This window comes from Psychrobacter sp. R86515 (genome assembly GCF_042466315.1).
Lineage (GTDB): Bacteria > Pseudomonadota > Gammaproteobacteria > Pseudomonadales > Moraxellaceae > Psychrobacter.
In genome coordinates, this window is sequence record NZ_JAXHCC010000001.1 from 749,239 (window position 1) to 761,941 (window position 12,703).

Annotated in this window: 8 protein-coding genes; 5 read left to right on the plus strand and 3 right to left on the minus strand. The window is 41.7% G+C overall.

What is annotated here, in order from left to right; translation table 11 throughout:
• Positions 1-748: 748 nt before the first annotated feature.
• The 4 genes from thrS to rnr all read left to right on the plus strand — a co-directional run bounded on the left by thrS (position 749) and on the right by rnr (position 7,277).
• The gene (thrS, locus tag SJY28_RS03155) at positions 749-2,683 is read left to right on the plus strand and encodes a threonine--tRNA ligase (protein WP_379543397.1); all 1,935 of its coding nucleotides are present in this window, start codon (positions 749-751) and stop codon (positions 2,681-2,683) included.
• A 23-nt stretch (positions 2,684-2,706) separates the two neighbouring features.
• Positions 2,707-3,210 (plus strand): translation initiation factor IF-3, encoded by a 504-nt coding sequence (gene infC, locus SJY28_RS03160; RefSeq protein WP_057762155.1) that lies wholly within the window; start codon positions 2,707-2,709, stop codon positions 3,208-3,210.
• Positions 3,211-3,616: 406 nt separating this feature from the next.
• Positions 3,617-4,861, plus strand: a complete 1,245-nt coding sequence (locus tag SJY28_RS03165; protein WP_298811134.1) for a toxic anion resistance protein — start codon at positions 3,617-3,619, stop codon at positions 4,859-4,861.
• Between the two features lie 139 nt (positions 4,862-5,000).
• Positions 5,001-7,277, plus strand: coding sequence for a ribonuclease R (gene rnr, locus SJY28_RS03170; RefSeq protein ID WP_379543398.1), 2,277 nt, complete (start codon positions 5,001-5,003; stop codon positions 7,275-7,277).
• 117 nt (positions 7,278-7,394) lie between these two features.
• On the opposite strand, the gene SJY28_RS03175 is transcribed toward rnr, so the two are convergent.
• From SJY28_RS03175 to hisA, 3 genes are all read right to left on the minus strand, one after another.
• On the minus strand, positions 7,395-7,676 hold the full coding sequence (locus SJY28_RS03175; RefSeq protein ID WP_379543399.1) for a hypothetical protein: 282 nt from the start codon (positions 7,674-7,676) through the stop codon (positions 7,395-7,397).
• Positions 7,677-7,757: 81 nt separating this feature from the next.
• Positions 7,758-9,431: a mechanosensitive ion channel domain-containing protein gene (locus SJY28_RS03180; RefSeq protein ID WP_379543400.1), complete on the minus strand. Its 1,674-nt coding sequence runs from the start codon at positions 9,429-9,431 to the stop codon at positions 7,758-7,760.
• Between the two features lie 83 nt (positions 9,432-9,514).
• Positions 9,515-10,252, minus strand: coding sequence for a 1-(5-phosphoribosyl)-5-[(5-phosphoribosylamino)methylideneamino]imidazole-4-carboxamide isomerase (gene hisA / locus SJY28_RS03185; RefSeq protein WP_102091064.1), 738 nt, complete (start codon positions 10,250-10,252; stop codon positions 9,515-9,517).
• 1,096 nt (positions 10,253-11,348) lie between these two features.
• Between hisA and SJY28_RS03190 the strand changes: the two genes are divergently transcribed.
• Positions 11,349-12,701, plus strand: coding sequence for a Na(+)-translocating NADH-quinone reductase subunit A (locus SJY28_RS03190; RefSeq protein ID WP_165598636.1), 1,353 nt, complete (start codon positions 11,349-11,351; stop codon positions 12,699-12,701).
• The last annotated feature ends 2 nt before the right edge of the window (positions 12,702-12,703 follow it).

The following is a 12,703-nucleotide window of genomic DNA, read 5'->3' on the forward strand; positions in this document are numbered from 1 at the left end:
ATGTGTAATCTACACACTAGCTACTTCCAGCTCGTCTTGATGAGGTGCGTATTATAGACGGTTTAACTTTTGTGTCAACCCGTTTTATTAATGTTTTTAATCTTATTTTAGTAGATGAATAAATCTGTATTTCTTTCAATGGGTTATAGAATTGAGGTTCTTTATTTCTTTAATACTAGTGTGTAATACGATTTAATTCACCAATTTTTAATAAAGGTAGGCTTTATTTAATCATAATAACTAGGCTTATTCATCCTGATCTTCTTGCATGTCCCTTCTAAGTAAATTGTCTCTCATATTTCTCAATGTTGATATTCATATAAGTAGCACTATATAGGAGCTAAGTTATTCGGGTTTATATGATGCTTTCAATGTATTGTTCTATATAGTGCAGTATCTGATACTACCCTTATCATAAGATATGGCTGTTATATTAGTCGTCGCGCAATCCCTTGATATCTAGTGTTAAGAGACGGTTTTTGCTATAATAGGTATTTTGCTGCATTACTTATATATGTTGGCTGTTATATTGCTTCTATAGCGAAATGCGTTTTGCTGTAATGCTATTGATTAACTGGCTTTAAGCCTTACATCAGCTCTAGCATATATAGTCATAGTAAGACTCTAGGTAATGCGTCCTTTTCACAACATATCACAATGATTAGATATAATTGATGTTGTCTCACGGTTATATGATTGATGGTTGCAATCATCACTGCCAACGGACTCAATAATAGGCGAATAGATTATGGTAGCGATTACTTTACCCGATGGTAGTGTAAAAGACTTTGAAGGTTATACAACAGTCATGGAAGTGGCACAAAGTATTGGGACAGGACTCGCTAAAGCGACGGTTGCTGGACGTGTGAATGGTCATCTGGTAGATGCACATGATCCTATCGTCGCTGATGCCAATGTTGAAATCGTAACGCCAAAAGATGACGACGGTGTTGATATTATTCGTCACTCATGCGCTCACCTGTTAGGTCATGCTGTTAAACAGCTCTACCCTGATGTAAAAATGGTAATTGGTCCTGTTATTGATGATGGTTTTTATTACGATATCTTTAGTGAAACGCCATTTACGCCTGAGCATATGGAAGCGATTGAAAGACGCATGATGGAGCTGATCAAGCAAGATTATGACGTTATTAAAAAAATGACGCCACGTGCCGAAGCGATTGAGATATTTGAATCACGTAACGAAGACTATAAGCTAAAACTTATTAATGATATGCCAGGTGAAGAAGCGTTTGGCTTGTATCATCACCAAGAATACGTCGATATGTGCCGTGGCCCGCATGTGCCAAACACTCGCTTTTTGAAAGTATTTAAACTGACCAAAATGTCAGGTGCTTATTGGCGCGGCGATGCAAAAAACGAGCAGTTACAACGTATCTATGGTACTGCGTGGGCTGATAAGAAACAGCTAAAAGCTTATATTCAGCGTATTGAAGAAGCAGAAAAACGTGATCATCGTAAAATCGGTAAAGCGCTGCACCTATTTCATATGCAAGAGCAAGCGCCAGGTATGGTGTTCTGGCATGCTAATGGTTGGACGATTTATCAAGTACTTGAGCAATATATGCGCAAAGTACAATACGACAACGGCTATGAAGAGATTAAAACACCTCAAATCGTCGATCGTAGTTTGTGGGAGCGCTCAGGACATTGGGGCAACTATGCAACCAATATGTTCACGACTTCTAGTGAAAACCGTGATTATGCGGTAAAACCAATGAACTGCCCTTGTCACGTGCAAGTGTTTAACCAAGGCCTAAAGTCTTACCGTGATTTGCCACTACGTATGGCTGAATTTGGTTCTTGTCATCGTAATGAGCCGTCAGGTTCATTGCATGGTTTGATGCGTGTACGTGGTTTTACTCAAGATGATGCGCATATCTTCTGTACGCAGGCACAGATTCAACAAGAAGTCGCTGACTTTATTAAGCTAACGCTTGCGGTCTATGAAGATTTTGGCTTTGATAATATTATTATGAAGCTTTCTACCCGCCCTGAAAAACGCGTTGGTAGTGATGAGTCTTGGGACTTTGCAGAAAAAGCGCTAGCAGATGCGCTTGATAGCTCAGGGCTAGACTGGGATTACTTACCTGGCGAAGGTGCATTCTACGGTCCAAAGATTGAGTTTAGTCTAAAGGATTCATTAGGACGTATTTGGCAGTGCGGTACCATTCAGGTTGATCCAAACATGCCTGAGCGTCTCGATGCAGAGTTCGTCAATGAGCAAAACGATCGTGAAGTACCTATTATGTTGCACCGTGCAATCTTAGGTTCGTTTGAGCGTTTCATCGGTATTTTGATCGAAAACTATGCCGGTTGGATGCCAGTATGGCTAGCACCGCAGCAAGTTGTGGTCATGAACATCACTGACAAACAAGCTGATGCATGTGAAAACGTGGTTAGCGAGCTCAAAAATGCAGGTTTGCGTGCTATTAGCGACTTGCGTAACGAAAAGATTGGATTTAAGATACGAGAGAAAACATTAGAACGTATTCCCTATATGCTAGTATTAGGGGATAAAGAAGTCGAATCGGGCAGTGTTAACGTCCGAACTCGCGAAGGTGAGAACCTTGGCGTGATGAGTGTTTCTGAATTTATTACATTAGTACAGACCGCTGTCAGTAAAAAAGGCCGACAGACCCCAAAAACAGATGAGGAGTAATACCTATTAAACAGTCCAACCGTTTGAACATCAACGAAGATATCAATGTCAAAGAAGTCCGTCTCGTTAAAGAAGATGGCGAGCAAATGGGCGTGGTTGATATCGCAACCGCGATGAAAGCGGCACGTGATGAAAATCTAGATTTGGTTGAATTAGTTCCTGAAGCTAAGCCGCCAGTATGTAAGATCATGGATTATAAGCACTTCCTCTATGATCAAAAGCAAAAGGCTAAAGAAGCTAAGAAAAACCAAAAGCAGACTCAGCTTAAAGAGATGAAGCTACGTCCTAGTACCGAAGAGGCCGATTATCAGGTTAAACTGAGAAAAATCGTGAGCTTCTTGGAAGATCAAGACAAAGTTAAAATTAGCATCCGTTTCCGCGGACGTGAAATGGCGCACCAAGATATCGGTCGCAAACAACTTGATCGTATCATTGAAGATACTGCTGATATCTCAAACGTCGAACAGTACCCTAAGATGGAAGGTCGTCAGATGGGTATGCTGCTTGGACCCACTAAGAAAAAGTAATCTGTCTATTGGATTGCTTTGAGTGGTGGCTGTTAGTCTATATAGCTATTTATAACTCTAACCATCAATATGCTGCGGGATATTGATGGTTTTTTATTATTTGGACTCAAAAACTGCTGTAATGAACATAGCTATATTGAACATAAATAGCCTAGTATCATTGACTGACGCTATTTTACAAAATCCACCTTCTCAACTTTCTGATTACACGGTAATCTAAAGATCTAGTGATATTTGCTCGTCAGTATTTAGCAGTAACTAATGATCATTTGATAAAAATTAGTACGAGCTAAAGACAATTTATAAGTGCAAAAAAGCTAAGTGTATAGATAAAAACAATGTATATCACGACTGTCAGAGTCGTTGACAACAAACACTTCCCTTCTCCGATATCAGAGGATATTTCATGCAAGAATTGACACCACCAGAAAACGCTACAACTCCCAGTATCTCTCTAACAGCGCCTGAACCTGTGAAAGAAATACAGAAAAGTGAAGCAGATCAGATGGTCAAATTGGATGAAAGCCAAATTCCTGAGCTCGATGCCAAGGTTGATGCTTTTGTCGATCATGTGATTACCAACTCTGTGCATAGTGATGAGTTTCGACAGAACGTACAGTCTATTCATAATCTAGGTACAAAAGAGATTCGTGAATCTGCGCAAGTATCTAATCGAATGTTAGATTTGCCCGCAAAAAGTCTGAATGACAGCTTATTCGACAACTCTCCTATCGCCAAATCGCTAACGGAACTACGTGGTATTGTTGAGGACTTAGATCCGAGCAAAAAGGAGCTGACCAGTTCCCGCAAGCTGTTCGGTCTCATTCCATTCGGCAACAAAGTACAAGATTATTTCCGTCAGTATGAGTCAGCGCAGTCGCACATCAATGCCGTTGTGACCAGTCTCTACAATGGTAAAGATGAATTGCTTAAAGACAATGCAATGATTGAGCAAGAAAAAGTCAATATGTGGGAGCTGATGCAGTCTATTCGCCAGTATGTCTATGTTGGCAAAAAGATTGATGAGCAACTTGAGCAAAAGGTCTATGCGATAGAAGCAACAGATCCAGAAAAAGCGCGCATCATTAAAGAAGAAATGCTGTTTTATGTCCGTCAAAAAAACACTGACTTTTTAACCCAGTTAGCAGTGAATGTACAAGGCTATTTGGCGCTTGATACTATTCGCCGCAATAACTTAGAGCTGATTAAAGGGGTCGATCGCGCAACCACGACTACTGTGTCTGCATTACGCACGGCTGTGGTCGTTGCTCAAGCAATGACCAATCAAAAATTGGTATTAGATCAAATTACTGCATTGAACAAAACCACCAGTAGTTTGATTGAATCAACTTCAGCGATGCTCAAGCGTCAGTCAGGTGAGATTCATGAGCAGGCGACTAGCAGTAGCATTGAGCTTGATAAACTGCAAAATGCCTTTAATAATGTCTATGACACTATGGATATGATTAGTAATTATAAAATTGAAGCGCTAGAGAATATGAAGCAAACGGTCAATACACTGACCACTGAAGTAGATAAAGCACAAAAATACTTGGATAAATCAAATCAGACTACGGTATTAGAAGTCTCAAAAGAGTTGGATAGTAAAAAAATCACTAACCAATCGAGCAATGTCGATATTGATATTTGATTTATCCCTATAGCGGTCGTCAGAAAACTGACCGCTTCCTGCTACTGAATACACATAAGACAATTGACGCAAGATATTGCAACGTCGTTCGTGTTAAGATAGCCACTATTAATAATTTTAAAAATAGATACGGTAATTTATGAGTTGGAATGATCCAAACGCCTCAAGTGAGGCAAAAAAATATGACAACCCGATTCCTAGTCGTGAGCTGATACTCAGCACGATTAACGAGCATGGGGAAGTCACGCATCAACAATTGGCAAAAGCCTTTAATATTGACGATCCAGATCAATTCGATGCTTTAGGCAATCGCCTAAAGGCAATGGCGCGTGATGGACAAGTAAACCGTGATGGTCGTCCTTATCGCTATCGCACAGTGACCAAGCAAGATATCGTCACAGGTATGGTGTCTGCACATCCAAAGGGTTTTGGGTTTGTGGTGTTGAGTGATATGCCAGATTTGTTTTTACATGAAAAACAAATGCGCTGGGTATTCAATGGCGATACAGTAGCAGCCGTCGGCACTTCGACAGACAATCGTGGACGTACCGAAGGGCGTATCGTCGATGTTGTCGAACGTCGTCAAAACAACTTTATCGGTACACTTGCTCGTGATGAAGACGGCTATTGTGTTGAGCTTGGTAGCCCAAACAATCATCAACCGATTACGGTTACTGATGACAATGTTCAGGCGCTAAATATCAAACAAGGCGCTCCTGTTAAAGTCGATATCATTGACTGGCCAAACCAGCATGAATTTGCCACTGGTAAAATCACTGAAGTGCTGTCTGACGATAATGATCGTGAATTAATTATTGAGACTACCCTGCTCAACTATGATATTCCATCAGATTTTAGCGAAACTGCTCTTAAACAAGCTGATGATTATCAAGAGCCAACCGAAAAAGATATAAAAGGTCGCACAGACATACGTCATCTACCGCTTGTCACTATCGATGGCGAAGATGCTCGTGACTTTGATGATGCTGTATTTGCTGAAAAGCGCTCTGGTGGTAACTACCGTGTTGTGGTTGCGATTGCGGATGTCAGCTATTATGTGACACCGAATTCACCACTTGACCAAGATGCCTATGAGCGTGGTACTTCAGTATACTTCCCGCATCGCGTGATTCCGATGTTGCCTGAAGTGTTATCTAACGGTCTGTGTTCACTGAACCCTAATCTAGATCGCTTATGTATGGTTGCTGATATCAAGATATCGCGCGCCGGTAAAGTGACTGGATATGAGTTCTATCCGTCAGTGATGCACTCACAAGCCCGTTTAACTTATAATCAAGTAAATGATTATCTTGTGAACCCAAATGATAAGAGATTACCTAAATCACTAACGGGTAATAAAGACGTTAAAAAATCTATTGATACCTTACATCAATTGTATGAGCTACTGCTTAAAAAGCGTGAAGAACGTCATGCAATGGAATTTGAAACGGTTGAAACGTATATTAAGTTCAACGAGAAAGGCGGAATCGAAGCGATTTTACCACGCACTCGTGGTGACTCTCAGAAGCTAATCGAAGAGTGTATGCTGCTTGCCAATACTTGTGCTGCAAACTTCGCGCTTAAGCATGAGTTACCAGTCTTATATCGTAACCATGATAAGCCTGATAATGAGAAGTCGATGCGTATTCATGAATATGCAAAAAACTTTGGCTTACCATTCCCAGAAGAGAATCCAACGCAAGCGGATTATCAGCGCATTATCGAAGCGACTAAAGATAGACCAGATGCTATCAGTATTCATAGCATGCTGCTGCGTTCAATGATGCAAGCAAACTATGCACCTGACAATATTGGTCACTTTGGCTTAGCATATGACGAATATAGCCACTTTACCTCGCCGATTCGCCGTTATCCAGATTTGATGCTGCATCGTGCGATTAAGGCAAAAGTCACCAATAGCCCACAGCCTGTTATGGACTTTTCTCTTGAAGGTGCTGGTACACAAACATCAGATACAGAACGCCGTGCAGAAAAAGCATCACGTTATGTAGAATCTTGGCTCAAGTGTCACTATATGACGGATCATGTCGGTGAAGAGTTCGAAGGTGTTGTGACTACGGTTACTAGCTTTGGTCTATTCGTCACATTGACTGACTTATATATCGATGGTTTGGTTCATATCTCAAACGTTGGCGATGATTTCTTTGTTTACGATGAGCAGCAACAGCAGCTTATTGGTAAAGATAAAGGCACGCTATTTGGACTTGGTGATTCGGTTAAAGTTAAGGTTGCGGGTGTCAATATGGATCTGCTACAGATTGATTTTGATTTGAAGGCTAAATTGCAATCTAGTGCAATGAACCAAACTAAAAAAGGTCAACCGAAGAAAGAGCAGCCTAAGAAAGCCCCAGCAAAAAGAAGCAGCAACCGCAGAGGCGCTGCCAAAAAAAGCTAAGTTTAGACTGATACTTAGATACTGATGTTGTAATACTATAAAAAAGGCTAACGTGATCGTTAGCCTTTTTTATGCTATGTACTTTTCAATCATCAATGATATAGCTATTTATTGTGCCTATTGCGCATCGTCCAATTGGTTTACACGGTCTTGCTCGGCTTGCTGCGCTTGGTCAATTTTACTGGTAGCACTATCTACGATAGCTTTCGGCTGTTGACTAAGTGGCTGGCTAGTAATATCTGTATCAGAGGTAACTATTGTAGAATCAGACTGTTCAGCGGCTATACTACTGGCTGCAATCTCTCTATTTTGTTCACGACTATTGCCATTAATAATGTTAAAGCCAAGCAATGCTACAATACCAATTACTGCAAAGATAATGACGTGTTTCATTTCCATAAAAAGCCCCGTATTCGAATAACCACCAAATATAGATTCTGTTGCACTTTTTATGCCTAAATTTTATTTAACGTCTAGTACCTATTCTTGCGGGCTATTATTATTCAATAAATCGGTCTCATCTGAGCTTTGAGCAATCTCTTGCTCGACTTTTTCCATCAGTTTATCGTCAGGACGGGCATCGAGAACCTCATTAGCACTGCGACCTTGTAAAATGGTCTTGGCTCGAGCCTTGGCTTGTTTTTTATCTTGGTCATCTGTATGACTTTCGCTGACCTGATTTGTTTCAGCAGGCTTAGGGATAGTCGGAGTAATCGTCATATCAGATTGAATATTATTAGCATTGCTGACACTGCTTTGCATGTGCTCAAAGGCTTTTTCTAACTTATTGTTGAAGCGCAGACGATAGATAGGCTCAGGTAAGCTAAAGCCTTTATCTTCTAGTGCATGCTTGGTCTCACGAATGGCGATACTGCGTGCTTTGGCAAAGTCAGTCTCTGATTGGTCTACCCAAACCTGAAATTCCAAAACAATATTAGAATCGCCCACATTGGTAATGACCGCAATCGCTTTGGGCTCGTCCAAGACAAACGCTAGTGTAAGTATCGCATCTAGCCCTACTTTAATTGCTGCTAAAGGATCATCATTGGCATCAACGCCTAGCTCAAAGGTGAATCGGCGCTCAGGATTTTTGGTGTAATTTAGAATGGTACCTTTAAAGACTTCAGCATTAGGAATGCGCAGCTGATTACCATCCAGTGTCATCAGTATCGTCGCGCGCGAGGTCAAACGAACCACGATGCCCTCTTGTCCATTAATCACGATATGGTCACGAGCACGAAAAGGTTGGCGAATGCTCAGCATTAGTGAAGCGATATAATTTTCAATGGTATCTTTGACTGCGAAACCAACCGCAATACCAATGACACCTGCACCACCAAGCAATGTACCTAAAATCGTCTCTGCACCTATCAGACTTAGTCCTAGAATCAGACCAAAGATAATAAAGATGACTTTGACCGTTTGTGACAGCAGCTCAGCGACAAATGGATTGGGCGTCAGACGTTGCCACATTTTTTTGCGATTAGATAACCAGCTGCCAAACCATGCTACCAAGGCAAATATAACGATGCCGACCAATAGTAGCGGCAGAGCCTTCACAAGATTGGTCACCTGCGCTTTTAGACCTTGATAGACCGTTGAGACATTCTCTTGAACATCTAGCGTGCGGTTAATTCTATCTTCTACAGTGACGACATCTGTTAGTCGGTTGGTTAAGTTAATCGCTTGCTGTGCTTTTTTTTCGTTGGCTGTTTCTCCCGTTAGGGTAACGACCCCTTGGGTGACACTAACGTTGACGGCTTGTAAGCCTTCGATTTCAGAGAAAATACCGCTGATACGTTGACGAATATCGTTGTCTTTTTGCGGAGTAGGTGTGGTCTCGATTTGAGCATTATTAGTGCTTTCGCCACTGATGACTGGCGGCGGAGCAGGCGTTGGCAATGAGCTAGCAGGTTCTGTGGTATTACCTGTTGATGTCTCATTTTCTGATATAGCAGAATCATTGTTAGATACGCTTGCCTCTGTCGTATCTACACTTTCAGTCGTCTCTATACCTAACGCTGCTGCGACACCAGAAATTTCTTCACTGGCAGCATGTGCTGAGAACGCAAAAAGGATGCTTAGTAGCAACACCATTTGACCCCACGCTTTTATAAAACTGCGTACTATCGGACGGTCAATGTAAGTGGCCATAAGCATCCTTTACTTTTTACGGATTTTTCTCGCTTAGCTGATTGCTGATAATTAGCTGTCTGATTTTATCTGCCTAGCTTTATTTAGCTATCTAAATAAAGCTGTGCTTCGCTCAAGTTCAGCGTGCCTTCATAGATAGCACGACCAGTGATGATACCTTCAATACAATCACCATACGGCTTTAACAGCTCGATATCTTTCATGTCAGTAACGCCACCTGATGCAATCACAGGTAGTCCGCCTTCACGCGCCAAATTAACAGTTTGTTCGACGTTAACGCCTTGCATCATGCCATCGCGGGCAATATCAGTATAAACGATTGAAGACACGCCTACATCTGCAAAGCGCTTAGCAAGCTCGGTCGCTTTGGTATCTGTCACGTTTGCCCAGCCATGAGTGGCTACCATACCGTCTTTGGCATCGATACCGACGATGATATGCCCTGCAAATTCGCGGCAAGCTTCCGCGACAAAATCAGGATCTTCAACGGCTTTTGTACCGATAATGATATATGTCAAACCTGCGGTAATATACTGCTCGATGGTATTCATGTTGCGTACACCGCCACCCAATTGAATAGGCAGGTTCGGATAGGCTTTGGTGATATCATTGACCACTTGTCTATGTACTGGCACGCCATCAAAAGCACCATTCAAATCGACCAAATGTAAGCGACGCGCGCCTTCATCTACCCAACGCGCTGCCATAGCAACTGGGTCATCAGAGAACACCGTATCATCTTCCATACGGCCTTGTTTTAAACGTACACACTTACCATCTTTTAAATCAATAGCCGGGATAATGACAGGCACAGCACACATATAGCATTCCTTATAAAGCACAAGATTGGCAATAAATTTAGTAAATTAAAATTTTGAGAATGAAACGTTATCGAAGCATCAAATAACGAGAGAAAACGCTGCTTAAAAGTAGCATAAATTATGGACAGATCGAAAACCAAGACATCGCTAAGTTAACAATCTGTTTGAATATAAATAAGAAAGACAGAAACTAGACAATCATAACCATAAGTTTTAGTACGTAGAATCACTACCAACAATCGTTAAATTCTATTACTGACTGGCAATTTTAGGTCAATTTAGCGTATAATCCTAGGTAAATTTTTATTTGTTTCTATGTGATAGTAACCATGTGTTACGCTTTTTGTTGAGTTGTTACAACTCACTAATACAGCATGGTGATCAGGATGGATCGAGCAATCCTTCAATACGCCAATAAAATATTGGCCAAGAAATTGCTAAAAAGGACTATCTGAAAAAATCTCAACCAATAGTCTCTAAACCATCGATTCTGCGGTATTTAACCTTAATTAGATGTCTTGCAAGTCCCTATCACTAGCTAACTAGATTAAAACCGTTACGATTAAAACTATAGCAGCTTATAATAAGCGAGGTTTGCTTATCAGTTGCTTAGCTAGTTTGTCTTTTAACCAGTATATCATCTACCTTAATAGATCGTTATTTGGCCACACTCTTATTCTATCGAATACCTTTAAACGGTATTAGTGAACGAGAGATGGTCAAACATACTGGTGTTACAAGTTTTAAATTTCAATGAAACGTGTGATAAAGCCATTTGTATTTAAACCAGTCGCTTTTAGCCATGTGCTGTAGCGATTGATTTCGATGAAACGGTTTTAGCATACACCTTGGTAGCCAGTCGCCACTTTGGTAATTCGAATAAGACATTAACGTGTTGTTAAGGAGTCTAAGGTCAGCGTTAATACTCTTACTAGTAGTTATGATCATGTATTGTCTTCACAGAGCTTTCATCCCTATTTCACTATAAAGGAAATAGACGATTGAAGGCTTTATTGAGTGATACAAATGTTCATGCTACCGATATACCAAACAGGACGTCTGGTATCGTTTTAGACTATGGACTAAGTTTTCGCTTATGATTACCATCAAAAAAGGTTTGGATTTGCCCATCACTGGTGAACCCTCCCGCGAGATATCTGAGCACCAACCGACACATGTAGCACTTGTTGGCTATGATTATGTGGGTATGAAGCCCACTATGAATGTCAAAGAAGGTGACATTGTAGCCAAAGGTCAGCCCGTTTATGAAGACAAAAAACGTGTTGGCGTGATCTACACTGCCCCTGCTGCCGGTAAGGTCGTCGCTGTTAAACGTGGCGAACGTCGAGTGTTTGAGAGTCTTGTGATTGCGGTCGACCCAAATGGTGAAGAAGTAGACTTTGAGCGCTATGACTCACAGCAGCTTGCTGACCTAGACTCTGAAGTCGTTGAAACCCAACTGATTGCCTCTGGCGAATGGACCGCGTTCCGGACGCGTCCTTATAGCCGCGCACCCGAAATCGGCGCTCGTCCACATGCCATCTTTGTCACAGCAATGGATACCAATCCACTTGCCTTTGACCCGATGCTTGTGATCAATGAGCAGCTACAAGCGTTCAATGATGGACTTGCTGTATTATCTACGCTTAGTCCAAAGACCTTTGTCTGCCATCATGGCGATACCCAACTGACACCAGTTGCAAAAACTGCAGCGAATAACGTCACTGAGTATCATGGTTTTGCTGGTAAGCACCCAGCTGGTCTTGCTGGTACGCACATTCACTTTTTGCACCCTATCAGCCGCGGTGTGACCGTATGGACGATTGGTTACCAAGACGTGATTGCCATCGGTAAATTGTTCACGACAGGTCGTCTATATACTCGCCGCATGGTGAGCTTAGCAGGACCTGCTGTCACTAACCCGCATTTGGTTATGACTGAGCGTGGTGCTGATATTACTGCATTGACCAAAGGTAAACTGGCTGCTGGCGAGAACCGTATCATTTCAGGTTCAGTATTGTCCGGTCGCAAAGTGTTTGAAAACATCGCCTATCTGGGTCGTTTTCACAATCAGATCAGCGTATTGACTGAAGGTCGTGAGCGTCCTGCGTTCCACTTCTTTACTCCAGGTAAAAACCGCTTCTCAAAACTGCCTATCTATATTTCGCAGTTCTTTGGTGGCAAAAAGTACGACTTTACTACCACAAGTAACGGCTCACCACGAGCGATGGTACCAATCGGTGTCTATGAAGAAGTCATGCCACAAGATTACCTACCAACTCAATTACTACGTGCATTGATCGTCGAAGACATCATTAGCGCCGTAGATTTGGGCGTGCTTGAACTGGACGAAGAAGATTTGGCACTATGCACCTTTGTATCTCCTGGCAAATATGAATTCGGTGATATTTTGCGTGATAACTTAACGCGCATTGAGCTGGAGGGCTAACC

Coding starts and splice junctions, on each gene's coding strand:
- SJY28_RS03180 (WP_379543400.1), bottom strand. CDS start 9,431: ATGGCCACTTACATTGACCGTCCGATAGTACGCAGTTTTATAAAAGCG.
- thrS (WP_379543397.1), top strand. CDS start 749: ATGGTAGCGATTACTTTACCCGATGGTAGTGTAAAAGACTTTGAAGGT.
- rnr (WP_379543398.1), top strand. CDS start 5,001: ATGAGTTGGAATGATCCAAACGCCTCAAGTGAGGCAAAAAAATATGAC.
- SJY28_RS03175 (WP_379543399.1), bottom strand. CDS start 7,676: ATGGAAATGAAACACGTCATTATCTTTGCAGTAATTGGTATTGTAGCA.
- SJY28_RS03190 (WP_165598636.1), top strand. CDS start 11,349: ATGATTACCATCAAAAAAGGTTTGGATTTGCCCATCACTGGTGAACCC.
- SJY28_RS03165 (WP_298811134.1), top strand. CDS start 3,617: ATGCAAGAATTGACACCACCAGAAAACGCTACAACTCCCAGTATCTCT.
- hisA (WP_102091064.1), bottom strand. CDS start 10,252: ATGTGTGCTGTGCCTGTCATTATCCCGGCTATTGATTTAAAAGATGGT.